This is a genomic window from Burkholderia sp. Bp9012 (genome assembly GCF_003853825.1).
GTDB classification, from domain to species: domain Bacteria; phylum Pseudomonadota; class Gammaproteobacteria; order Burkholderiales; family Burkholderiaceae; genus Burkholderia; species Burkholderia diffusa.
This window is the reverse complement of the sequence record NZ_QTQA01000017.1, coordinates 145,424-169,584: the sequence shown is the minus strand read 5'-3', so window position 1 is coordinate 169,584 and position 24,161 is coordinate 145,424. Positions and strand designations below refer to the sequence as shown.

General features: G+C 67.8%; 19 protein-coding genes and 2 pseudogenes. 13 read left to right on the top strand and 8 right to left on the bottom strand.

Going from position 1 to position 24,161, the window contains the following annotated elements; translation table 11 throughout:
* Positions 1–162: 162 nt before the first annotated feature.
* A pseudogene (locus DIE11_RS36730) lies at positions 163–469 on the bottom strand (GNAT family N-acetyltransferase); the annotation flags it as partial.
* A 264-nt stretch (positions 470–733) separates the two neighbouring features.
* Here DIE11_RS36730 and DIE11_RS23210 point away from each other — a divergent pair.
* Positions 734–988: pseudogene (locus tag DIE11_RS23210) on the top strand (hypothetical protein); the annotation flags it as partial.
* A gap of 122 nt (positions 989–1,110) precedes the next feature.
* On the opposite strand, the gene DIE11_RS23205 reads toward DIE11_RS23210, so the two are convergent.
* Complete coding sequence (locus DIE11_RS23205; RefSeq protein WP_124627334.1) at positions 1,111–2,115, bottom strand: AraC family transcriptional regulator; 1,005 nt, start codon at positions 2,113–2,115, stop codon at positions 1,111–1,113.
* A gap of 136 nt (positions 2,116–2,251) precedes the next feature.
* On the opposite strand from DIE11_RS23205, the gene DIE11_RS23195 reads away from it, so the two are divergent.
* The 3 genes from DIE11_RS23195 to DIE11_RS23185 are packed head-to-tail and all read left to right on the top strand — an operon-like array spanning position 2,252 to position 5,922.
* Complete coding sequence (locus DIE11_RS23195; protein ID WP_124627332.1) at positions 2,252–3,925, top strand: acyl-CoA synthetase; 1,674 nt, start codon at positions 2,252–2,254, stop codon at positions 3,923–3,925.
* 20 nt (positions 3,926–3,945) lie between these two features.
* A complete protein-coding gene (locus tag DIE11_RS23190; protein ID WP_059606011.1) occupies positions 3,946–4,713 on the top strand; it encodes a 3-hydroxyacyl-CoA dehydrogenase in 768 nt (255 codons plus the stop codon).
* A gap of 18 nt (positions 4,714–4,731) precedes the next feature.
* Entirely contained in the window at positions 4,732–5,922 is a 1,191-nt protein-coding gene (locus DIE11_RS23185; RefSeq protein WP_124627330.1) for an acetyl-CoA C-acetyltransferase, read from the top strand.
* Between the two features lie 112 nt (positions 5,923–6,034).
* On the opposite strand, the gene DIE11_RS23180 is transcribed toward DIE11_RS23185, so the two are convergent.
* Positions 6,035–6,727, bottom strand: coding sequence for a TetR/AcrR family transcriptional regulator (locus DIE11_RS23180; protein WP_124627328.1), 693 nt, complete (start codon positions 6,725–6,727; stop codon positions 6,035–6,037).
* A 362-nt stretch (positions 6,728–7,089) separates the two neighbouring features.
* On the opposite strand from DIE11_RS23180, the gene DIE11_RS23170 reads away from it, so the two are divergent.
* From DIE11_RS23170 to DIE11_RS23135, 8 genes are all read left to right on the top strand, one after another.
* Positions 7,090–8,370 (top strand): Zn-dependent hydrolase, encoded by a 1,281-nt coding sequence (locus DIE11_RS23170; protein WP_059606020.1) that lies wholly within the window; start codon positions 7,090–7,092, stop codon positions 8,368–8,370.
* A 129-nt stretch (positions 8,371–8,499) separates the two neighbouring features.
* A complete protein-coding gene (locus DIE11_RS23165) occupies positions 8,500–9,837 on the top strand; it encodes an NAD(P)-dependent oxidoreductase (protein WP_124627326.1) in 1,338 nt (445 codons plus the stop codon).
* Between the two features lie 90 nt (positions 9,838–9,927).
* Positions 9,928–11,235, top strand: a complete 1,308-nt coding sequence (gene preA / locus DIE11_RS23160) for an NAD-dependent dihydropyrimidine dehydrogenase subunit PreA (protein WP_059606025.1) — start codon at positions 9,928–9,930, stop codon at positions 11,233–11,235.
* Between the two features lie 99 nt (positions 11,236–11,334).
* Positions 11,335–12,843 carry an NCS1 family nucleobase:cation symporter-1 gene (locus DIE11_RS23155; RefSeq protein ID WP_124627324.1) on the top strand — a complete coding sequence of 503 codons (1,509 nt, stop codon included), beginning with the start codon at positions 11,335–11,337 and terminating at the stop codon, positions 12,841–12,843.
* 46 nt (positions 12,844–12,889) lie between these two features.
* Positions 12,890–14,347: a dihydropyrimidinase gene (hydA, locus tag DIE11_RS23150; protein WP_124627322.1), complete on the top strand. Its 1,458-nt coding sequence runs from the start codon at positions 12,890–12,892 to the stop codon at positions 14,345–14,347.
* 341 nt (positions 14,348–14,688) lie between these two features.
* Positions 14,689–15,963 (top strand): NupC/NupG family nucleoside CNT transporter, encoded by a 1,275-nt coding sequence (locus DIE11_RS23145; RefSeq protein ID WP_124627320.1) that lies wholly within the window; start codon positions 14,689–14,691, stop codon positions 15,961–15,963.
* 20 nt (positions 15,964–15,983) lie between these two features.
* Complete coding sequence (gene deoA / locus DIE11_RS23140; protein ID WP_124627318.1) at positions 15,984–17,300, top strand: thymidine phosphorylase; 1,317 nt, start codon at positions 15,984–15,986, stop codon at positions 17,298–17,300.
* A gap of 129 nt (positions 17,301–17,429) precedes the next feature.
* Positions 17,430–17,819 (top strand): cytidine deaminase, encoded by a 390-nt coding sequence (locus tag DIE11_RS23135; RefSeq protein ID WP_124627316.1) that lies wholly within the window; start codon positions 17,430–17,432, stop codon positions 17,817–17,819.
* A gap of 27 nt (positions 17,820–17,846) precedes the next feature.
* Here the strand turns inward: DIE11_RS23135 and DIE11_RS23130 are convergent, their stop codons facing one another.
* The 5 genes from DIE11_RS23130 to DIE11_RS37020 form a co-directional block, all read right to left on the bottom strand.
* Positions 17,847–18,962: an aromatic ring-hydroxylating dioxygenase subunit alpha gene (locus tag DIE11_RS23130; protein WP_124627313.1), complete on the bottom strand. Its 1,116-nt coding sequence runs from the start codon at positions 18,960–18,962 to the stop codon at positions 17,847–17,849.
* A 206-nt stretch (positions 18,963–19,168) separates the two neighbouring features.
* Positions 19,169–19,912: a peptide-methionine (S)-S-oxide reductase MsrA gene (msrA, locus tag DIE11_RS23125; protein ID WP_124627311.1), complete on the bottom strand. Its 744-nt coding sequence runs from the start codon at positions 19,910–19,912 to the stop codon at positions 19,169–19,171.
* A 60-nt stretch (positions 19,913–19,972) separates the two neighbouring features.
* The gene (locus DIE11_RS23120; protein WP_124627309.1) at positions 19,973–21,853 is read right to left on the bottom strand and encodes a cytochrome c biogenesis protein DipZ; all 1,881 of its coding nucleotides are present in this window, start codon (positions 21,851–21,853) and stop codon (positions 19,973–19,975) included.
* Between the two features lie 35 nt (positions 21,854–21,888).
* Positions 21,889–22,422 (bottom strand): peptide-methionine (R)-S-oxide reductase MsrB, encoded by a 534-nt coding sequence (gene msrB / locus DIE11_RS23115; protein WP_124627307.1) that lies wholly within the window; start codon positions 22,420–22,422, stop codon positions 21,889–21,891.
* Between the two features lie 340 nt (positions 22,423–22,762).
* The gene (locus tag DIE11_RS37020; protein WP_257129397.1) at positions 22,763–22,891 is read right to left on the bottom strand and encodes a hypothetical protein; all 129 of its coding nucleotides are present in this window, start codon (positions 22,889–22,891) and stop codon (positions 22,763–22,765) included.
* On the opposite strand from DIE11_RS37020, the gene DIE11_RS37415 reads away from it, so the two are divergent.
* Positions 22,890–24,077 carry a hypothetical protein gene (locus tag DIE11_RS37415; protein ID WP_311767595.1) on the top strand — a complete coding sequence of 396 codons (1,188 nt, stop codon included), beginning with the start codon at positions 22,890–22,892 and terminating at the stop codon, positions 24,075–24,077. The two genes, DIE11_RS37020 and DIE11_RS37415, sit on opposite strands and share 2 nt — an antisense overlap.
* Positions 24,078–24,161 lie beyond the last annotated feature (84 nt).

The window sequence follows — 24,161 nt, the reverse complement described above, 5'->3', positions numbered from 1 at the left end:
GACCGTGAAACGACTCTACGCCGATGATAGTGCGGATTCCCGTGTGAAAGTAGGTAATCGTCAGGCTCCCTAAGCCAAGAACCCCCGCCCGACAAGGCGGGGGTTTTTGCATTTGCGCGGCGAAAAGCGCGAGTGCAGGGAGGTGTCCGGATTGCCGATCGATCAGATCACGATCCGCAAGATCGGAAAGGTTCTGCCCGGCAGCATGCAAGACTCTTTTTTTAACCGATTTTTTCGGCCCCGAGCGTCAGATAGAACGGCACGGCATTGTGATCCGCCTCGATCACAAAGCATCGGCCCCTCTCCTGGCCGCTTCCGTCCGGATCTCCTTCCCTAGCGCGCGGGCAACGCCCTGCCCCATATGCTCCAGGTGGACGAATAGCTCACCGGGCGTCGGGAGATCCGAATCCGCCGACGGCCGGATTCAGAACCCGATCACCATCCCTCCGGCTTCGGCGACGTAGCCCGTGCGGTTGCTCAGGCTGTTGGCCTTCAAAGGAAGTTCTGGCAGAACCGTTCTCTTTTGCTTCAAGAGGCGATTCCTGCGCATTCGACGGCCACGCAATCGATTCGGCTGCGAGCACGTGATTACTCTGCAGTTTGTTGGCGCTCAATTGCCTCCGGCTGCGCCAACGACACGACGCAGCATCGACCACGCCGCATGCCGGTCCCAAGTTGCGCGTTGCGCTGCCTGACCACATACTGACCGGCCCATGCGAACAAGGCCGCATTGATGGTGACTGTCGATCAGGGTGCCGCTTCAGTGCTGGGTGTCGTGGGATCTGCCGTGTCCTTGCTGGCAGCCATTCCGCACGCGCGCGCAATCTACCGGCGCGGCGTTCGGCCGCACCTGTTCACGTGGCTTATCTGGTCGGTCGTCACGGCGATCGCGGTCGCCGGCCAGTTGGTTGCGGGTGCCGAACCGTCCGCATGGTGCACGGCGGCGATCGCACTCACCTGCTTTCTGACTTTCGTCGCGTGCCTGTTTCTCGAGATCTCAGCGGAGGCAATAGAAGGATCGATCGACTGCTGAAATTCACAGTGGTCATGCACGTCAGCGTTACCCTTTTGCGCGCTCGCACCGAGTGTGACGCGCGCCCGCGCCGCAATTCAATGCTCCGCCTGCGCCGCATCGACATCCCGCCGAAATGCGCCCGGGCTCGTCCCGGTCCATTTCCGGAACGCGCGATGAAACGCGCTGGGCTCGGTAAAACCGAGTTCCGCCGCGATTTCCGCGACGCTGAGCGTGTGCCCGCGCAGCAGCGACTGGGCCAGCGCGCCGCGCAGCTCGTCCTTGATCGACGCGAAGCTCTGCCCCTCGCTGCGCAATCGCCGCCGCAGCGTCGCGGGCGTCGTGCCGAGGCGCACGGCCAGCGTGTCGAAGTCCGGCCACTCGGCGGCCGGTTGCGCCTTGAGATGCGCACGCGTTTTCGCCACCCAGCCGGTGTCGTGCCGATAGCGCACGAGCAGGTTGCCGGGCGCGCCGCGCAGGAAGGGTTTCAGCGCCTGCGCGGAGCGGATCGTCGGCAGCGCGAGGTACGCGGCGTTGAACGCGAGCCGGCTGTCCGGGCGGTCAAAATGCACGGGCACGCCGAAGAACTGGTGGTAGTCGCTGCGCTGGTCGGGGCTCGGGCACGCGAAATCGATGCGCTGTAGCGGAATGCGTCGGCCGATCAGCCAGCAGGCGACGCCGAGCAGGATCAGCCAGAACGTCCGGTACGCGAACGCCGAATACGGTGCGCCCGCCTGCGTGAGGACGATCTGCGCCTGGCCGTCGGCGACCACGAGCTCGCCACGCGGTTCGTCGAGCACCACGCGCAGGAACTGCAGCGCACGCCGCAGCGCCTTCTCGAGCGTGCCCGCGTGCAGCACGGCGTGGCACAGCAGCGTGAAGCTGCCGCGTCGCATCGGGCGGGCCGCGAGCCCGAAGAATTCGTCGTCGATCGCGTTGGCGATCGCCAGCCACAGGCGACCGTACTGTTGTGGCGTGACGGGCTCGCGCACGGTGGCCGGCAGGCCGGCAACGCGCAGCACGGGCTCGGTCGGAATCCGCTGCCGGCGCAGGCTCTCGAGCGCGTCCTCGACGAAATCCGGCGAGATCATCTGCGGCCCCATTTTTTCATGTCCTCCAGACATGGCAAAAGCGATCACGATTCTAGATTCTGTTTGTCATTGATTGCAATGTGACGGCTGTCTACCATCATCGATATACCCCCGGTTCGCCGGCGGACATAACGAACAGGAGACACGCATGCGTGATGGAGCAACCCCCCGGGTGGTGCCGGCTTACGCCGACGCCGTGGCCGGCTTCCGTATCGAGACCGCCGCCGCATATCTGCACGGCGACCTGGAGCAGGGCCTGAACGCCTGCGTCGAATGCTGCGACCGGCATGCGGCGGCGGACGCGAATGCGATCGCACTCGACTGGATCGACGTCGGCGGCCGGCACTGCAGCTTCACGTTCGCGCAGATGCAGGCGCTGTCGGCGCGGGTCGCAAACCTGCTGGTCGAGCAGGGCGTGAAGCCGGGTGACGTGGTTGCCGGCCTGTTGCCGCGCACGCCCGAACTCGTCGCGACGATCCTCGGCACGTGGCGCGCGGGCGCCGTCTATCAGCCGCTCTTCACCGCGTTTGGGCCGAAGGCGATCGAGCACCGGTTGCGCATGAGCGATGCGCGGCTGGTCGTCACCAACATCGCGAATCGCGCGAAGCTCGACGAGATCGTCGATTGCCCGCGGGTCGCGACGGTGCGCGAGTCGGGCGACACGCTGCCGGCGCGCGACATCGATTTCCGCGCGGCACTCGACGCGCAGTGCGACGTATTTGAACCGGTCCCGCGCAAGGGCACCGACCTGTTCATGATGATGTCGACGTCGGGAACGACGGGTTTGCCGAAGGGCGTGCCGGTGCCGTTGCGCGCGCTGCTCGCGTTCGGCGCGTACATGCGCGACGCGGTGAACCTGCGCGCCAGTGACCGCTTCTGGAACATCGCCGATCCGGGCTGGGCATACGGCCTCTATTACGCGATCACGGGCCCGCTGCTGCTCGGCCATGCAACGACGCTGTACGAGGGCGCTTTCACGGTCGACAGTACCTACGACGTGATCGAACGGCTCGGCATCACGAGCCTCGCTGGTTCGCCGACCGCGTTCCGGATGCTGATGGCGGCCGGCACCGAAGCGGCCGCGCGCCTGAAAGGGCAACTGCGGGTTGTCAGCAGCGCGGGAGAACCGCTGAATCCGGAAGTCGTGCGCTGGTTCCACGCGGCGCTCGGCGCGCCGATCTACGACCACTACGGCCAGACCGAACTCGGGATGGTCGTGAACAATCATCACGGGCTCGCGCACGTCGTCCATGCCGGGTCGGCGGGTTTCGCGATGCCCGGCTATCGCGTCGCGGTGCTCGACGAAGCCGGTCACGAACTCGGCCCCGGCGAGCCCGGCATCCTCGCGATCGACATCGCGCGCTCGCCGCTGCTGTGGTTCGACGGTTACTGGCAGCAAGACACGCCGGCGATCGCGGGCGGCTATTACCGCACCGGCGACAACGTCGAACTCGAGCCGGACGGCACCGTGAGCTTCATCGGCCGCGCGGACGACGTGATCACATCGTCCGGTTACCGGATCGGTCCGTTCGACGTGGAAAGCGCGCTGATCGAGCATCCGGCCGTCAGCGAGGCCGCGGTGATCGGCGTGCCGGACCCGGAGCGCACCGAGATCGTCAAGGCGTTCGTCGTGCTGTCGAAAGACTTCGACGGCACACCGGCGCTGGCCGAAGAACTGAGCCAGCACGTGAAGCGGCGGCTGTCGGCACACGCCTATCCTCGCGCGATCGACTTCGTCGACGCGCTGCCGAAAACCCCGAGCGGCAAGATCCAGCGCTTCATGCTGCGCAAGCTGGAAGCCGAGAAGACCGCTCAATCTTGAATATTGACTATGGACTGCGAATGAACATCAAGGATCGCGTTTTTCTGATTACGGGTGCCGGTTCGGGCCTCGGCGCAGCCGTGGCGCGCATGGTGGTCGCCGAAGGCGGCAAGGCCGTACTGCTGGACGTCAATGAAGACGCCGGTGCGAGCCTCGCGCACGAACTAGGTACGTCCGCACGCTTCGTGAAGACCGACGTGACGAGCGAAGCCGACGGGCAGGCCGCCGTTGCCGCCGCGCGCGACGCGTTCGGCCGCATCGATGCGCTCGTGAACTGCGCAGGCGTCGCGCCGGGCGAGAAGGTCGTCGGCCGCGAAGGCCCGCATTCGCTCGACCGTTTCGCGCGTGCGGTGTCGATCAACCTGGTCGGTACGTTCAACATGATCCGGCTGGCGGCGGAAGCGATGTCGAAGCAGGACGCCGACGCGGAAGGCGAACGCGGCGTGATCGTCAACACCGCGTCGGTCGCGGCGTTCGACGGACAGATCGGGCAGGCCGCGTATGCGGCATCGAAGAGCGGCGTGGTGGGCATGACGCTGCCGATCGCGCGCGAACTCGCGCGGTTCGGCATTCGCGTGGTGACGATCGCGCCGGGCATCTTCGCGACGCCGATGATGGCCGGCATGCCGCAGGACGTGCAGGACGCGCTCGGCAAGAGCGTGCCGTTCCCGCCGCGGCTCGGCCGCCCGGAAGAATTTGCGGCGCTGGTGCGCCACGTCGCCGAGAATACGATGCTGAACGGCGAAGTCATCCGTCTCGATGGCGCGCTGCGCATGGCACCGCGCTGACACTGGAGGAATGCAATCATGACGACACAGGATCCGATCGTAATCGTTGGCGCGGCGCGCACGCCGATGGGTGGTTTTCAGGGCGACCTGGCCGCGGCCAGCGCGAGCGAGCTTGGCGCGGCGGCGATTCGTGCGGCGCTCGAACGCGCGAACGTGCCCGCCGAGCGCATCGATGAAATCGTGTTCGGCTGCGTGCTGCCGGCCGGCCAGGGTCAGGCACCGGCGCGGCAGGCCGCGCTGAAGGCGGGCTTGCCGCTGGCGGCGGGCGCGACCACGGTCAACAAGATGTGCGGCTCCGGGATGAAGGCCGCGATGTTCGTGCACGACCTGCTGCTGGCCGGATCGGCGGACGTGGCCGTCGCGGGCGGGATGGAGAGCATGACGAATGCGCCGTACCTGCTGCCGAAGGCGCGCGCGGGGATGCGCATGGGGCATGGTCAGGTGCTCGATCACATGTTCCTCGACGGGCTCGAGGACGCGTACGACAAGGGCCGGCTGATGGGCACGTTCGCGGAGGATTGCGCGCAGGCATATCAGTTCACGCGCGAGGAGCAGGATGCGTTCGCGATCGCATCGCTGACGCGCGCGCAGCGTGCGATTGCAGAAGGACGCTTCGTGTCGGAGATCGCGCCGGTGACCGTGAAGGCCGCCAAGACGGAAGCCGTCGTGTCGATCGACGAGCAACCGGGCAAAGCGAAGCTCGACAAGATTCCGACGCTCAAGCCGGCATTCCGCGAAGGCGGCACGGTGACGGCGGCCAATTCGTCGTCGATTTCTGACGGCGCGGCCGCGCTCGTGATGATGCGTCGCTCGGAAGCGGATCGGCTCGGCCTCGCGCCGAAGGCGGTGGTCGTCGGGCATTCGACCTACGCGAACAAGCCGGGCCTGTTCGCGACGGCACCGATCGGCGCGATCCGCAAGCTGTCGGAGAAGACCGGCTGGAACCTGCGCGATGTCGACCTGTTCGAGATCAACGAAGCGTTCGCGGTGGTCGCGATGGCCGCGATGCGCGATCTCGACCTGCCGCACGACAAGGTCAACGTGCATGGCGGCGCGTGTGCGCTCGGCCATCCGATCGGCGCATCGGGCGCACGCGTGATGGTGACGCTGCTGGCCGCGCTCGAAACGTACGGCCTGAAGCGCGGCGTCGCGTCGCTGTGCATCGGCGGCGGCGAGGCGACGGCGATCGCGATCGAGCGGGTCGCGTAACGCGAACGCATTGATGTATCACGCGCGAGACGGCATTCATGCCGTCTCGCGACGCGGGCGGCGGGCATCGTGCCCGTCGCCCGTTTCGCTTTCCGGCGCGTGCGCGATCGCGTTACGCGTTCGCCTCCGGCGACACCGCACCGCACGCACGAATCACGAGCTGCACGACCTGCTCGGTCTTCTCGGCGAACGCCTTCTGCGTGAACGCACGCTTGCCGCTCAGCGCGCGGATCTGCGCATCGAAATCCGCATAGTGCTGCGTCGTCGCCCAGATCAGGTACATCAACGCGTGTGCATCGATCGGCGCGAGCAGCCCGCGCGCGATCCAGCCCTCGATCACCTTCACGCGCGTGTCGAACCAGGGCTTCACGCGTTCCGACAGGATGTCCTGCATGTGCGCGGCGCCGTGGATGATCTCGTTGGCCCACACTTTCGAGCCGAGCGGGCGCCGTCGCGACAGATCCATCTTCGCGCGCACGTAGCCGCCGATCGCTTCCACCGGATCGTCGCCGGCCTCGAACGAACCTGCCGCGCGATGCCAGTCCTCGAACAGGTCGTCGAGCACGCGACGGTACAGCGCAAGCTTCGTCGGGAAGTAGTAATGCAGGTTCGCCTTCGGCAGGCCCGCACGTTCGGCGATCATCGCCGTGCTCGCGCCGTCGAGCCCGCGCTCCGCGAACACGGCTTCCGCACAGGCCAGCAGATGCGCTTCGTTGGACTCGCGGATATGCGCCTTGCGTCGCCGCAAGGGCATATTCGTTTCGTCGTCGCCGGTGGCTTCGGCGGCCGCTTCGTCATGTTTCATCGTTACCCTCGCGCGGCTTGCATGCCGCGTTGCGCTTCATTCTAGCCGCTGGTTCGCATCGAACGCACGTGCCCGCCCACATCGGCGCGCGTGATGCTGCAATGCGGTGGCACGTTTCTCGCTCGTTCGATTCACGCAAGAAAGACATTGCGCTGGGCATTTTGATCGTCTAAAACCTGTCCAATCGGACAGGATTTGATGATCGACGGAATGCAGTGCCGGCAATCCGCCGATCGGTCGGACGAATCACACGAACGATGCGCATCTGCACCTTGCCGGTGCAGGCTTGCCCCGACAGCGGCAAGGCGTGCACCGGCGGCAACCGGAATGACAACATGACCGACCCCACAGGAGCGATACGAATGAACGCGGTATCGGAAACAGTGAAGCGGGCAGCATTCGACACGTCGATCAAGGTCGACGGCAAGCGGTTGTGGGACAGCCTGATGGAAGTCGCGAAGATCGGCGCGACGCCGAAGGGCGGCGTGTGCCGCCTCGCGCTGACCGATCTCGACAAGGCCGGACGCGACCTGATCGTCGGCTGGGCGAAAGCCGCCGGCTGCACGGTGACGGTCGATACGATGGGCAACGTGTTCATGCGCCGCGCGGGCCGCGTGGCCGACGCGGCGCCGGTCGTTACCGGCTCGCATGCAGATTCGCAGCCGACGGGCGGCCGCTTCGACGGCATCTACGGCGTGCTCGGCGGCCTCGAGGTGATTCGCAGTCTGAACGATCACGGCATCGAGACCGAGCATCCGGTCGAGGTCGTGATCTGGACCAACGAGGAAGGTTCGCGTTTCGCGCCGGCGATGGTCGCGTCGGGCGTGTTCGCGGGTGTGTTCCCGCTCGAGTACGGGCTGTCGCGCAAGGATGTCGACGGCAAGACGATCGGCGAGGAACTCGCGCGCATCGGCTACGCGGGCGACGTACCCTGCGGCGGCCGCAAGCTGCATGCGGCGTTCGAGCTGCATATCGAGCAGGGGCCGATTCTCGAGGCCGAGTGCAAGACGATCGGCGTCGTGACGGACGCGCAGGGGCAACGCTGGTACGAGATCACGTTCACCGGCCAGGAAGCGCACGCGGGGCCGACGCCGATGCCGCGACGCCGCGATGCGCTGCTCGGCGCATCGCGCGTGGTCGATCTCGTGAACCGGATCGGCCTCGATCACGCGCCGTTCGGCTGCGCGACGGTCGGCATGATGCAGGTTCACCCGAACTCGCGCAACGTGATTCCCGGCCGCGTGTTCTTCACCGTCGATTTCCGTCATCCGGACGACGCGGTGCTCGCGAAGATGGATGCTGCATTGCGCGAAGGTGTGGCGCGCATCGCGGGCGAGATCGGGCTCGAAACCGCGCTCGAGCAGATTTTCTACTACAAGCCCGTCGCGTTCGATCCGGCCTGCGTGGCGGCCGTGCGCGGCGCGGCCGATCGCTTCGGCTACTCACATCGCGACATCGTGTCGGGTGCGGGGCATGACGCGTGCTATCTGGCGCAGGTTGCGCCGACGTCGATGGTGTTCGTACCCTGCGTCGACGGCATCAGTCACAACGAGATCGAGGACGCGACGCCCGCATGGATCGAGGCTGGCGCGAACGTGCTGCTGCACGCGATGCTGTCGCGCGCATGCGAGCCGGCTTCATGACGGACCGGATCTAGCGCAGCCGGCAGGCCGCTCATCGCCTGACCGTGGCATTCCCAAGCAGGACCGCCCCGACTGTGCATTCGCAGCCGGCGGGGACGGCTTTGTCTCCACCCAGTCGAAGGAACGCGTATGACCACCAAGCCAACCGGCGATATCGCCGCGCATCGCCTGTCGTCCACGCAACTCTCGTGCGAATTCGCAGATATCGCGCCGCTGCTCGATCCGACTGCCTCCGCGGCCGCCGCCAGCCGCTGCCACTACTGCTACGACGCACCGTGCGTGCAGGCCTGCCCGACGCAGATCGACATCCCGAGCTTCATTCGCAAGATCGGTAACGGCAACCTGAAGGGTGCCGCGACCGACATCCTGTCCGCGAATCCGCTCGGCGGGATGTGCGCACGCGTTTGCCCGACCGAGATCCTGTGCGAAGGCGCGTGCGTGCGCAATCACCAGGATGCGCAGCCGGTCGCGATCGGCGCGCTGCAGCGGCACGCGACCGACTGGGCGATGGCGAGCGGCGCGGTGCGCTTCACGCGTGCGCCCGATACGGGGCGGCATGTCTCGGTGGTCGGCGCGGGGCCGGCCGGGCTCGCTTGCGCGCACCGGCTCGCGCTCGCCGGGCATCGCGTCACGCTGTTCGACGCGCGGCCGAAGGCGGGCGGCTTGAACGAATACGGGATCGCCGCGTACAAGACGGTCGACGATTTCGCGCAACGCGAAGTCGAGTGGTTGCTGTCGGTCGGTGGCATCGCGCTGCAGACGGGCGTTGCGCTCGGCCGCGACGTCACGCTCGACGCGCTGCGTGAGCAGCATGACGCGGTGTTTCTCGCGATGGGCCTGGGCGGCGTGCGCACGCTCGCGATCGACGGCGAGGAATTGAGCGGCGTGATGAACGCGGTCGACTTCATCGAGCAGGTGCGGCAGGCCGACGCGCTGGAGAACGTGCCGGTCGGGCGGCGCGTGGTCGTGATCGGCGGCGGCAATACGGCGATCGACGCGTCCGTGCAGAGCCGCAAGCTCGGTGCGGAGCGCGTGACGATGGTGTACCGGCGCGGCGTGGACGCGATGAGCGCGACCTGGGCCGAACGCGAGTTCGCGCAAAAGAGCGGCGTCACGCTCGTCACGCACGCGAAGCCGGTGCGTATCACGGGCGCGGATGGGCATGTGACGGGTGTCGAATTCGAGGCCGCGTCGGGCGAGCGTTTCACCGTCGACGCGGACATGGTGCTGAAGGCGATCGGCCAGACGCTGGTGCCGGACGGTGTCGCGGCCGCGCTGCTGACGGCGGACGGCACGCGCATCGCGGTCGACGCGGACGGACGCACGGCGTTGCCCGACGTGTGGGCCGGCGGCGATTGCGCGGCGACGGACGGCATCGACCTCACGGTGCAGGCCGTGCAGGACGGCAAGCGCGCGGCGGCGGCGATCGACGCGGCGCTTGCGCGGCGCGCCGCCAAGGCCGCGTGAGCGCGGCATACGCAACGGCATCCCGCGCATCGCGTGCATTGCGCGCGCCACGCGAATCACGATAGACGCCCCATTTTTACGGAGCCGAACATGGCCGACCTTCGCTGCACCATCGCAGGCATCACTTCGCCGAATCCGTTCTGGCTGGCCTCCGCGCCGCCGACCGACAAGGCGTACAACGTCAATCGCGCGTTCGAGGCGGGCTGGGGCGGCGTCGTCTGGAAGACGCTCGGGCTCGATCCGCACGTCGTCAACGTCAGCTCGCGCTACGGTGCGGTGCAGTGGAACGGCCAGCGGATCGCCGGGCTGAACAACATCGAGCTGATCACCGACCGGCCGCTCGACGTGAACCTCAAAGAGATCGCGCAGGTGAAGCGCGACTGGCCCGATCGCGCGCTGATCGTATCGCTGATGGTGCCGTGCAACGAGCGCGACTGGAAATGGATCCTGCCGCTCGTCGAGGATACGGGCGCCGATGCGGTCGAGCTGAACTTCGGCTGTCCGCACGGGATGAGCGAGCGCGGGATGGGCGCGGCGGTCGGACAGGTGCCGGAATACGTCGAGATGGTCACGCGCTGGGTCAAGGAAGGCACGAAGTTGCCCTGCCTCGTGAAGCTCACGCCGAACATCAGCGACATCCGGATGGGCTCGCGTGCCGCCTACAAGGGCGGCGCGGACGGCGTGTCGCTGATCAACACGATCAACTCGATCGTCGCGGTGGACCTCGACCAGATGGCGCCGATGCCCACCGTCGACGGCAAGGGCACGCACGGCGGCTACTGCGGCCCGGCGGTCAAGCCGATCGCGCTGAACATGGTCGCGGAGATCGCGCGCGACCCGGAAACGCCGAACCTGCCGATCTCCGGCATCGGCGGGATTTCGTCGTGGCGCGACGCGGCCGAGTTCATGGTGCTCGGCGCCGGCAGCGTGCAGGTGTGCACTGCCGCGATGCATTACGGATTCCGGATCGTGTCGGACCTCGCCGACGGGTTGTCGAACTGGATGGACGAGAAGGGCTACGCGACCCTCGACGACGTGCGCGGCCGCGCGGTGCCGAACGTGACCGACTGGAAATATCTGAACCTGAAGTACGACATCAAGGCGCGTATCGACCAGGACCGCTGCATCCAGTGCGGGCTGTGCCATATCGCGTGCGAGGATACGTCGCACCAGGCGATCACGGCCGAGAAGGACGGCGTGCGGCACTTCGAGGTGGTGGACGCGGAGTGCGTCGGGTGCAATCTTTGCATGCATGTGTGTCCGGTCGAGCAATGCATCACGATGGAGCGGGTCGACGCGGGCGACTACGCGAACTGGACCACGCATCCGAACAACCCGGCGCGTGCCGACGCGGGTGCGAGCCCGGCGGAACCCGCGAAGCATGCGAAGGCGGCCTGACCGGCGGCCGGCGGCGCGGCATCGTCCGCACTGCTGCTTGTGTCCTGTTCTGCCGGCATCGCACGATGCCGGCGCTGACGTTTACGTGGAGCGCGTCCGATGAAACCAGCAGCGATTCCCGCCGATCCCGACAGCGCCGCGGCGCCGGCCGGCAGCCTGTACAACGACGACCTCGCGCCGACGACGGCGTCACAGCGCACGTGGCGCTGGTATCACTTCGCGGCGCTGTGGGTCGGGATGGTGATGAACATCGCGTCGTACATGCTTGCGGCCGGACTGATCCAGGAAGGCATGTCGCCGTGGCAGGCCGTGCTGACCGTGTTGTTCGGCAACCTGATCGTGCTCGTGCCGATGCTGCTGATCGGCCATGCGGGCGCGAAGCACGGGATTCCGTATGCGGTGCTCGTGCGCGCTTCGTTCGGCACGCAGGGCGCGAAGCTGCCCGCGCTGCTGCGCGCGATCGTCGCGTGCGGCTGGTACGGCATCCAGACCTGGCTTGGCGGCAGCGCGATCTATACGCTGCTGAACATCCTGACCGGCAACGCATTGCACGGCGCCGCGCTGCCGCTCGTCGGCATCTCGTTCGGGCAACTTGCGTGCTTCCTCGTGTTCTGGGCGCTGCAGCTGTACTTCATCTGGCACGGCACCGATTCGATCCGCTGGCTCGAGAGCTGGTCCGCGCCGATCAAGGTCGTGATGTGCATCGCGCTCGTGTGGTGGGCGACGTCGCAGGCGGGCGGCTTCGGCACGATGCTGTCTGCACCGTCGCAGTTCGTCGCGGGCGGCAAGAAGGCGGGACTCTTCTGGGCGACGTTCTGGCCGGGCCTGACCGCGATGGTCGGCTTCTGGGCGACGCTCGCGCTGAACATTCCCGATTTCACGCGCTTCGCGCATTCGCAGCGCGACCAGGTGATCGGGCAGTCGATCGGGCTGCCGCTGCCGATGGCGCTGCTGTCGGTGGTGTCGGTCGTGGTGACGTCGGCCACCGTCGTGATCTACGGCAACGCGATCTGGGATCCGATCGACCTGACGAGCCGGATGACCGGCATCGGCGTCGGCATTGCGCTCGTGATCCTGACGCTCGACACGATGTGCTGCAACCTCGCGGCGAACCTGGTCGGTCCTGCTTACGATTTCTCGAGCCTGTGGCCGAAGGCGATCTCGTACCGCACGGGCGGGCTGATCACCGCGACGCTCGCGATCGTGATGATGCCGTGGAAGATCCTCGCGACGACGGACGGCTACATCTTCACCTGGCTCGTCGGTTATTCGGCGCTGCTCGGGCCGGTCGCGGGCATCCTGATGGTCGACTACTTCCTGATTCGCGGCACGCGGCTCGATACGCGCGCGCTGTTCGACGAGCGCGGCGACTTCAGCTACGCGCGCGGCTGGAACCCGGCCGCGCTGGCGGCGCTCGCGATCGGCGTGCTGCCGAACCTGCCCGGCTTCCTGCACACCGCGTTCCCGGCGTCGTTCCCGAACGTGCCGGCGTTCTTCAACACGCTCTACACGTATGCGTGGTTCGTCGGCCTCGTGCTGGCGTCCGGCGTGTACGGTACCTGGATGAAGTGGCGCGCCGGACAGCGCGCGCAGATCGCGAGCGCTTGATGCGCGAACGCATGCGGCACCCGACAGTCAACGAGGAGGCAACCAAATGGCAATCCTGATTCGCGGCGGCACCGTGGTCGATGCGGACCGCACCTATCGCGCGGACGTACTGTGTGCCGACCCGCAGGACGGCGGCACGATCTTGCAGATCGCTCAGACGATCGACGCGCCGGCCGGCGCGACGGTGGTCGACGCGCACGACCAGTACGTGATGCCGGGCGGCATCGATCCGCATACGCACATGGAACTGCCGTTCATGGGCACGACGGCGAGCGACGACTTCTATTCGGGCACGGCCGCCGGGTTGTCGGGCGGCACGACCAGCATCATCGACTTCGTGATCCCGAGCCCGAAGCAGCCGCTGATGGACGCGTTCCACGAGTGGCGCGGCTGGGCCGAGAAGGCCGCGGCCGACTACGGCTTCCACGTGGCCGTCACGTGGTGGGACGAATCGGTGCACCGCGACATGGGCACGCTCGTGCGCGAGCACGGCGTGTCGAGCTTCAAGCACTTCATGGCGTACAAGAACGCGATCATGGCCGATGACGAGGTCCTCGTGAACAGCTTCTCGCGTTCGCTCGAACTCGGCGCGCTGCCGACGGTGCACGCGGAGAACGGCGAACTCGTGTTTCGGCTGCAGCAGGCGCTGCTCGCGCGCGGGATGACGGGGCCCGAGGCGCATCCGCTGTCGCGACCGCCGGAGGTGGAGGGCGAGGCTGCGAACCGCGCGATCCGCATCGCGCAGGTGCTCGGCGTGCCCGTGTATATCGTGCACGTGTCGGCGAAGGACGCGGTTGACGCGATCACGCGCGCGCGCAGCGAAGGGCTGCGCGTGTTCGGCGAGGTGCTGCCGGGACACCTGGTGATCGACGAGTCGGTGTATCGCGACCCGGACTGGACGCGTGCGGCCGCGCACGTGATGAGCCCGCCGTTCCGCTCGGCGGAGCATCGCGAGGCGCTGTGGCGCGGGCTGCAGGCGGGGCAGCTGCATACGACGGCGACCGATCACTGCGTGTTCTGCGCGTCGCAGAAGGCGATGGGCCGCGAGGACTTCACGAAGATCCCGAACGGCTGCGGCGGCGTCGAGGATCGCATGTCGGTGCTGTGGCATCACGGCGTGAATCATGGCCGCATCACGCCGAATGAATTCGTGCGGATCACGTCGACGAACGCCGCGCAGATCTTCAACCTGTATCCGCGCAAGGGGGCAGTGCAGGTCGGCGCCGATGCCGATCTGGTCGTGTGGGACCCATCCGCGACGAAGACGATCTCGGTGAAGACCCATCACCAGCAGGTCGATTTCAACGTGTTCGAAGGGATGACGGTGCAGGGCGTCGCGACCCACACCCTCACGCGCGGTGCGCTCGCCTGGGCCGACGGCGAGCTGCGTGCGGTGCGCGGCGCGGGCCGCTATCTGAAGCGGCCACCCGCGGCCGGCTACTACGAGGCCGCGCGCATCGCGAACCGACTGCGCGAGCCGCATCCGGTTGAACGCGCGGGCTGAGCGGCGTACTGCGTCCGTTGCGCGGGGCGTGTCTGTTCGAACGGCACGCCCCGCGCACGTTTACGCGGCCGGTCACGTGCATCGCCGGCCCTGCCTCTTCTCGGCCTTCCGTCGATTCTCTCAATATATGGGACGAATCGGGCATCGTCACGTCCATCCGATTTCCAGGTACATAGAAGAACTGAGCAAATCGACGACGCAAGCGAACCCGCACGGAGCATGCCATTTTGATTGCGTTGTCGTCATGCATGACGGCGAGTAATATCCACCGACGGCGTTAAACGGGCGTGCCGGGCCGCCTGCCGATCATTCAAATAAACATCGAGAGAAAGGAGTACGAGGTGGATATTCTGCGCAGTCTCCTGGGCATGCTGTTCCTGCTGCTGGTGGCCTATCTGCTGTCGAACAACCGGCGCGCTGTGAGCGGCCGGACCCTGATCGCCGCGCTGCTCACGCAGTTCGCGATCGGCGCGCTGGTGCTGTTCGTGCCGTCGGGCCGCGCGGCGCTGGCGGCGGCCGCGAACGGCGTCAATCGCGTGCTCGACATGGGCAATCACGGCATTGCGTTCGTGTTCGGCGGGCTGGTCGACGCCCGGATGTTCCAGCTGTTCGGCGACGGTGGGTTCGTGTTCGGCCTGCGCGTGCTGCCGATGATCATCTTCGTCACCGCGCTGATCGCGGTGCTGTATTACGTGGGCGTGATGAAGTGGATCGTCGCGATCCTCGGCGCGGGGCTCGCGAAAGTGCTCGGCGTGAGCCGCATCGAGGCGTGCTCGGCCGTCGCGACGATCTTTCTCGGGCAGAGCGAAATGCCCGCACTCGTGAAGCCGTTCGTGCGGCACATGACGGGCGCCGAGATCTTCACGGTGATGGCGAGCGGCATGGCGTCGGTCGCGGGCTCGGTGCTGGTCGGCTACGCCGGTCTCGGCGTGAAGATGGAGTACCTGCTCGCTGCATCGTTCATGGCGGTGCCGGGCGGGCTGCTGTTCGGCAAGCTGCTGTTCCCGACCGTGGAGCCGAGCCGTGTCGTGGTCGACGGGCTCGATTTCGACGACAAGCGGGCCGCCAACGTGATCGAGGCTGCGGCGTCCGGCGCGTCGGTGGGCCTGCGGATCGCGATCAATGTCGGCGCGATGCTGATCGCGTTCGTGGGGCTCATCGCGCTGATGAACCTCATCGTCGGCGGCGTGGCCGCGTTCGCGGGCTTTCCGCAGGTGACGCTGCTGGGCATCATCGGCCACCTGTTCGCGCCGCTGGCGTGGATCATCGGCGTGCCGTGGCACGACGCGGCGCTAGCCGGCAACTTCATCGGCGAGAAGCTGATCTTCAACGAGTTCGTCGCGTACGGCGACCTGTCGCCGTATCTGAAGGGTGGCGCGCACGTCGCGGCGGCCGGCCTGCAGGTGCTCGACCCGAAGACGCTCGCGATCGTGTCGTTCGCGCTGTGCGGCTTCGCGAACTTCTCGTCGATCGCCATTCTCGCGGGCGGCTTCAGCGCGGTCGCGCCGGAGCGCCGCTCGGAAGTCGCACGGCATGGCTTGCGTGCGCTGACGGCCGCGACGTTGTCGAACCTGATGAGTGCGGCAATTGCCGGCCTGTTCTTTTCGCTGCACTGAGCGAGCAAGGAGACGCAACGATGTTTCTGCCGCAGGAGTTCATTCGCCGCAAGCGCGACCGGCAGCCGCTCGATCGCGACGAGATTGCCGCGTTCGTGCGCGGCGTGACCGACGGCAGCGTGACCGAGGGCCAGGTGGCGGCGTTCGCGATGGCTGTGTACTTCAACGACCTGAGCACCGATGAGCGTGTCGCGCTGACGATCGCGCAGCGCGACTCGGGCGACGTGCTCGACTGGCGTGCGCTCGATCTCGGCGGACCGGTGATCGACAAGCATTCGACGGGGGGCGTCGGCGATGTCGTGTCGCTGATGCTCGGGCCGATGGTGGCCGCATGCGGTGGCTATGTGCCGATGATCTCGGGGCGCGGGCTCGGCCATACCGGCGGCACGCTCGACAAGCTCAGTGCGATCCCCGGCTACGACGTGACACCGGACACGGACACGTTTCGTCGTACGGTGCGTGAGGTCGGCGTCGCGATCATCGGGCAGACCGCGCGGCTCGCGCCGGCGGACAAGCGCATCTATGCGATTCGCGATGTGACGGCGACCGTCGAGTCGGTCGCGATGATCACCGCGTCGATCCTGTCGAAGAAGCTCGCGGCGGGGCTCGACGGGCTCGTGATGGACGTCAAGGTCGGCTCCGGCGCGTTCATGCCGACCGCCGAGAAGTCGGCCGAGCTGGCACGTAGCATCGTCGACGTCGGAAACGGCGCCGGCATGAAGACGACCGCGATCCTGACCGACATGAACCAGTCGCTCGCGCCGTGCGCGGGCAATGCACTCGAAGTCGCGTGTGCGATCGACTACCTGACGGGCAAGTCACGACCGGCGCGCCTGCATGACGTCACGATGGCGCTGTCGGCGCAGTTGCTCGTCACCGGCGGGCTGGCGCGCGACGTCGCGCAGGCGCGCACGATGTTGCAGCAGGCGCTCGACTCGGGCGCGGCGGCGGAACGCTTCGCGCGAATGGTGGCGACGCTCGGCGGCCCCGTGGACCTGATCGAAGCGCCCGCGCATCATCTTGCGCGGGCGGATGTGATCGTGCCGGTTCCGTCGCCTGCGAGTGGCGTGGTGAAGCGGGTCGATTGCCGCGCGCTCGGGCTCGCGGTCGTCGCGCTCGGCGGCGGCCGCACGCGCGCGGAGGATGCGATCGACTACCGTGTCGGCCTGACGGCACTCGCGGAGATCGGGCAGCGTGTCGAAGCCGGCCAGCCGCTCGGCTATGTGCATGCCCGCGACGACGCGGCGGCCGCACGTGCGGTGGACGAGGTGCGGCAAAGCTACGTGCTGGGCGAGACGGGCGAGGTGAACCCGACCATTTACGAGCAGATCGGCTGACCGTGCGCCGATGCCGGCACGGCGGAACGGGCGGGTATCGGTGCCCGCCTCACATGACGGGGGAGTATCGTGCCGGCCGGGATGCGTCGTGTCGATGTATCCCCGCACACGACTGGAGGCACCATCGAGATGGAACGAGACGAACTGATCGAACAGGCCAAGGCGGCGCGCGAACGCGCGTATGCGCCGTATTCGCGCTTCAAGGTCGGCGCTGCGCTACAGGCGCGTGACGGAACGGTTTTTCACGGCTGCAACGTCGAGAACGCGTCGTACGGACTGTGCAATTGCGCGGAACGCACGGCGATGTTCGCGGCGATCGCGGCCGGCTATCGTCCGGGGGACTTCACGCGGCTCGCGGTCGTCGGCGATACCGACGGCCCGATCGCGCCGTGCGGCGCGTGCCGTCAGGTGATCATCGAGATCGGCAAGCCCGACATCGAAGTGATCCTGGCCAACCTGAAAGGGGCCGTCGAGGTCACGACGGCCCGCGCGTTGCTGCCGGGCGCGTTCAGCCTGTAACGGACACGCTGCGGCACGCTGCGCGCATCACGTGCCGTCGCGCGCGTCCCGGATCGGGATCACGGTGCGCGCGCCGCACTGGCGCAGCAGGTCGCGCAGTTCGTTGATGACCGGAAACACCTCGTGGTTCCAGTCGGCGCCCTGCCGGTCGTGCGCTTCCTGCTCGCGCTCGACGATCCAGCGATCCTCGCGGAAGATCCGCTCGGTGAACCAGACGAGCAGCGGCCACGCGAGATCGAGCGCGAACGGGATGCCGGGCTTGTGGATCGACAGCAGTCCGAACGTGCGGTTGGTACGCTGTTCCGCATCGAGCGGCACGTAGACGATCCACAGGTCCATCACGAGCGTGCCTTCGCTCGAGCGGATCTGCAGCGTCTGGTACGGGTAGCCGGTGCGAACCGTCATCACGCTCTTGTCGGCCTGGTCGCCGGGCTTCTTGCTCGAGCCGAACACGAGCGCCTCGCCGACCGGCTGCTTGCCTTCCATGCGCGCGAACGTGTAATCGACCTCGACCCAGTCGTCGCCGCGGCGCCGGCCGAGTGCGCGCGCCCGCATCTGCCCCATCTGCTTGCGATGCAGGAACTGATGGTTCATGTCCATCAGGTTCTCGTGCATGAACGAGTAGTGGCACTTGACCTCGCGGCCGAAGCGGCGCGTCTTGAATGCGCGGTCGTCCGCCGATTCGAGCGCGGGGAACGGGCGTTCGTCGGCGAGCGTCGCGTCGCCGGGGAACACGAAGATCAGTCCGTGCGCCTCGCGGCACGGGTACGCCCGCACGCCGTTGGGCAAACGCTCGCGGCCGAGGTAGGGCACGTCGACGCAACGGCCGCTGTCGCACGCATAGGTCCAGCCGTGGTAGCAGCAGCGCAGCGTTTCGCCGCTCACGACGCCCGCATGCAGCGGCACCTGGCGGTGCGCGCAACGATCTTCGAGCGCATACACGGCGCCGGATTCGGTGCGCACGAGCACGATCGGATCGCCGGCGAAGCGCACGCCGAGCGTCTTGCCGCGCTTCAGCTCCCGCGACCACGCGAGCGGATACCAGTGATCGGGATGGATGGGCACGCGGCGCAGGTCGCGCACGACCGCGCCGGTGGACGGTTCTTCGAGGGTGCTGCTGTCAGACAAAGGCACTGCGCGCATGCGTGACGCCTCCTGGCTGGACGGAAGGTCCGGACGCCGCAACAAGCGGCGTGGCTTGGGAGAAGTCTACGCGAAGTTGCACCGCATGTCGGACGCGATGCGGGTTTGCACCGGCACGGCGGGCGCGGTTTGTTTGATGCGGCGCAATCCGGGGCGCGGGCGGCACCCGCGGCATGCGCGGCCGCCCGGCTGCGGCCGCGTGCCGGTCACGAGCGGGCATCGCGCCACAGCACCGGATCGGCGCGGTACAGCGCCGGGAAGTAGTGTTTCAGCCCGGCGACCTTCGGCAGGTCGTTGAACGCGATGTATGGCGCATCGGGATGCAGCTCGAGGTAGTTCTGGTGATAGGCCTCGGCCGGGTAGAACCCCTTGTAGTCCTCGATACGCGTGACGACTGGCGCCGGAAACACATGCGCGGTGCCGAGCTGCGCGATGTACGCGGACGCGACCGCGCGTTGCTGCCCGGTGGTCGGGAAGATCGCCGACCGGTATTGCGACCCTTCGTCGGGGCCTTGCCGGTTGAGTTCGGTCGGATCGTGCGCGACCGAGAAGAACACCTGCAGCAGCCGGCCGTAGGTGATCTGCGTCGGGTCGTAGACGATGCGTACCGATTCCGCGTGCCCCGTCAGCCCGGACCCGACGAGTGCATAGTGCGCGGTTTCGGATGCGCCGCCCGCATAACCGGCCGTGACCTGCTTCACGCCCTTCACATGCTCGAACACGCCCTGCACGCCCCAGAAACAGCCGCCGGCAAGCACGGCCGTCTCGTCGTGCGATGCGCCGGGTGTTTCGTCGAGTGTCGGCGCGGGCACGGTGCGCATCGGCTCGGCAGAGTTGACGATGCGCTGGTAGCCGAACACGGCGGCGGCCGCGACGGCGAGGGCGCCGATGCGGCGCAGCATCGCTGCGCGCCGTCGCGGCGTGGAAGCGCGGGTGGGTGTCGGGTTCATGGTGGGCTCCTTCGGAATGCGTTGGGGAAGACGGCGGTCGGGTGTCGGCCTGGCATGCGTTCAACCGAACGTGAATGCGTACGCATCGACACCCGGATCGAGAAACTCGATCGCGAACGTGCGGTCGGCGATGGCGCCCGGCTGACGGACGAGCTGGTACAGGCGCTGCCCGGTGACCGTGCCGTAGCCCTGCGCGTCGACGTCGGTGCCGTGTGCGGCACCGGGCGCCGCGCCGTCGAGCGTCACGCGAAAGCGCACCGGCTTGCCGTTCGCACCCGGGCCGAGCACGAGGTGCAGGTCGCGCGCATGGAAGCGGTAGACGATCCGGCCGGCCGGCGCGGCGAGCGACGCGCGCTCGGCGCCGACCTGCCAGGTGCCGGCGAGGCCCCAGTCGTTCAGGTCGGGGTGGGCGGGCGCGTCGTAGCGGTGTGCCGCGTCGCGCACCACGCCGCCCGGCGACGTGAAGTCGTCCGCGCGCGCATAGCCGACATAGGTTTCGGGCGAGCGGACGTCGGCGCTGTCGGCCGCCGCGAGCGCGCCTTTCGCGGGAGCGCCGGCGAGCCCGAGCGGCACGTTCAGCGCTTCCGGGTGACCGGCCTCGGCGAGCAGCGACTGGATCGCGCGTTCCGACTGCGCGTATTCGCCTTCGCCGAAGTGGTGGCGGCGCACGCGTCCCTGTGCGTCGACGAAGTAGTGCGCGGGCCAGTATTCGTTGCTGAACGCGCGCCAGATCGTGTAGTGGTTGTCGATCGCGACCGGGAAGTCGATGCCAAGGTCGTGCACGGCCTTTTTCACGTTGCCGATGTCGCGCTCGAACGCGAACTCCGGTGCGTGCACGCCGATCACGACGAGACCGTACGGCGCGTACTTGCGTGCCCAGGCCGTGGTGTACGGCAGCGTGCGCAGGCAGTTGATGCACGAGTAGGTCCAGAAGTCGACGAGCACGACCTTGCCGCGCAGGCCGGCCGCGGTCAGCGGCGGCGAATTCAGCCACTGCACGGCGCCGTCGAGCGACGGCAGCGTGCCTTCGACGGGCAGCGCGGCCGGCGCTTGCGGCGCGGGCGTGATTTCCGCCGCGCGCATCATCGCGCCGCCGGACTGCACGGCATCGGCCGTCACGGCCATCATGGCGCCGCCTGAACCGTTCGAGGTGCGGTCTGCCGAGCCGTCTGCCGGCGAACCCGTCGCGGCCATCGCCGCCGGCGCGCCGTTCGAGCGCCCGCCGAGCCGGTCGACGAGCTTCGTCTCGAGGCCGCCCGTCGTGACGGTCGACAACTGCGCGAGCGCACCCGTATCGAGGCCGAGCGCGATCGCGCCGACGCCGGCCAGCAGCGCGGCGCCGATCCCGCGCTTGATCCATTCGCCCGCGCCGAGCGAGCGCTTCATCGCGGCGAACACCTTGCCGCCGATCACGAGCGCGACGCCGAGCGACGTCGCCGCGCCGGCCGCATACGCAACGAGCAGCAGCGTCGTGCCGACGCTCGCGCCGCGCAGCGCGGCGCCGGTCAGCACGAGCCCGAGGATCGGGCCGGCGCACGGCGCCCACAGCAGGCCGGTGGCGACGCCGAGCAGCAGCGACGACAGCGGGCCGGCCGGGCGGCCGTCGCGCTGCGCGAGGCCGGTGAGGCGGTTGCCTGCGGCGACGAGCGGGCGCGTCAGGTGTTCGGCGAGGCGCGGCATCAGCAGCGTCAGGCCGAATACCCCGAGCAGCACGATGGCAACCCACCGGCCGGCCTGGTTGGCCTGCGCGACCCAGCCCCCGCCGACGGCGGCGAGCGTCGCGACGACGGCGAACGTGAGCGCCATGCCGGCCAGCAGCGGCAGACCGGTGCGCACGAACGGCTGGTCGGCGCGCGCGAACACGAACGGCAGCACGGGCAGGATGCACGGGCTAAGGATCGTGAGCACGCCGCCGAGATAGGCAAGGACGATGAGCAGCATGATGCGTTCTCCAGTCGGTCGGGGATGGGGCCGGATCAGGCGGCGGCCGGGTGGAAGGCGAGCGCGAGCCCGTTCATGCAGTAGCGCAGGTGGGTGGGCGGCGGGCCGTCGTCGAACACGTGGCCGAGATGGCCGCCGCAGCGGCGGCAGTGCACCTCGGTGCGGACCATCCCGAACGACGTGTCGGCGTCGGTCGCGACCGCGTGGTCGAGCGGCTTCCAGAAGCTCGGCCAGCCCGTGTGGCTGTCGAACTTGGTGGCCGACGAGAACAGCGCGAGGCCGCAGCCCGCGCACGCGAACGTGCCGGGGCGGTGCTCTTCGTTCAGCGGGCTGCTGTATGGCCGCTCGGTGCCGGCGTCGCGCAGGATCGCGTACTGGGCGGGCGTGAGCCGACGATGCCATTCGGCGTCGCTGAGGGTGACCTCGTATGGCGCGGCCATCTTCGGCGCAGCCGTCGACGCGGCGAACGCGCGGCTGACCAGTGTGCGGCGGCCGGCCGACGACAGCGCCGCGAGCGTGGCGAGGCCGGTGGCGCCGGCGAACAGCAGCAGATGTCTGCGGGTGGGCATGATGGGCTCCTGGAAGCAGGTCCTGAAAACATGCGCCCATCGTAGTCAGCGGCCGGTGTCGAAGTCCTCACGGAAAGTTAAATGAATTGTGATGTTTGCCGGAGGAGGCGGCCGCGTCGACGGGATGGTGTCCGGCCAAGCGCCGGCCGGCCAGGGCTCGATAGTCGGCCGCGCCGGGTTCTGCCGTGACCATGAGCAAGAGGTGTCTCCAACTACGGCCATGCATCGAGTATGCGACTGCTTCCCGGTGTTCGCTGCGGCAGCAATCAGGCGGGATGAGTACGGCGGCGGTGTGGCGCAGTCAGGCCCCGTTCAGTTGAAACTGCCGGAGGGTTCGTCGTCATAGGAGGCAAACGCGTTGCAAGGTCACTGTGCGCTGATACACGGCTTTATTGAGCCACGGCACGAACACGTACTCGTCGTATGCGTCGCAGCCGATCAGGATCCAGTGGGACAGGACGTTGGACATGATGGGCCTCCTTGATTTCGCTGGCGTCGTTGTGGCGGGGGCCTTTGCATCGCGATCGGCATCCGTCGTGCTCACACCCGGTATACCGGGCGAGCCCGGCGCCTATTCCCGAGGCCGCGCGATGCGCTTCATGCGCCGGATGCCGCGCGTCGCCGGAATAAACGGGACCGCTCGGTGGTATGCCGATCAGGCAGCATCACTCAGCGCACGTTTCGACGGGGAGGTTTCGATGAACGACAAGCCCACGCAAACTCGCGACATCCTGCGCCGAGCGCGGCGCGTTCGCGAGGTTCCCGCGAACGCAGACGAGGCCTCGGTGTCACCATCCTTCCGGGAACACGTCGACATGCGCTCGCCGTCGCACGACCGCGCACCGTATCCCGCGCAGCACGCGCACGATGCCGATGCCGGGAAGCCGGCGTCCGCGCATGGCGGGCTGCACAAGATAGCGCGGAGGCTGCAACTCGGCTCCGGCATCATGTTGTGGATCTATATTTCCGTTCACATGGTCAATCATGCGCTCGGCATCTGGTCGGTCGACGTTGCCGAGCGTGGCCTGCACCTGGCGATCGGTGTCTGGCAAAGCCTGCCCGGAACGATCCTGCTGTACGGCGCGGCCGGCCTGCATTTCGCGCTGGCGCTCCGCACCGTCTACGGCCGCCGGCACTGGGCGCTGCCGCCGGCCGAATGGCTGCGTCTTTGGGCGGGACTCGGCCTGCCGCTGCTGTTGATCCGCCACGTCGTCGGCACACGCGTCGCAACGTCGTTCTACGGCTTCGAACCGAACTACGCACGGGTCGTCGTGGCGCTGCTGACGAGCGGCACGCAGGGCCTGCAGATCGCGCTGCTCGCGCCGGGGTGGGTGCACGGCAGCCTCGGGTTGTGGTTTCATTTGCGCCGGCGTGCGTTTTTCCGTCGCGCGAGGTTTGTGCTGCTGGGGGTGCTCGTACTATTGCCCGTGCTGTCGGCGGCCGGATTCGTGCAGATGACGCGGGCGGTGGTGCCGGGCAGTCTCGCCGTCGCGGCCCCCGACGCGACGCTGGTTGCCCATCGCGCCGCGCTCGACAGCTGGCGGCATCTTCTCGTCGCCGGCTACCTGTCGCTGATCGTCGTTGCGTTCGCCGGCGGGCAGTGGCGAAACCGGTTCGCTGGCGGCGTTTCGCGCGGCGCGCCCCGGGAGCAGTAAGCGGGTGCGCGAACCTGCCGGGTCCGCGCCTGGCAGGCGATCCGCACGAGTCGGCTGCGTCTGCTCGAAGCTCGCGCGGCCGAA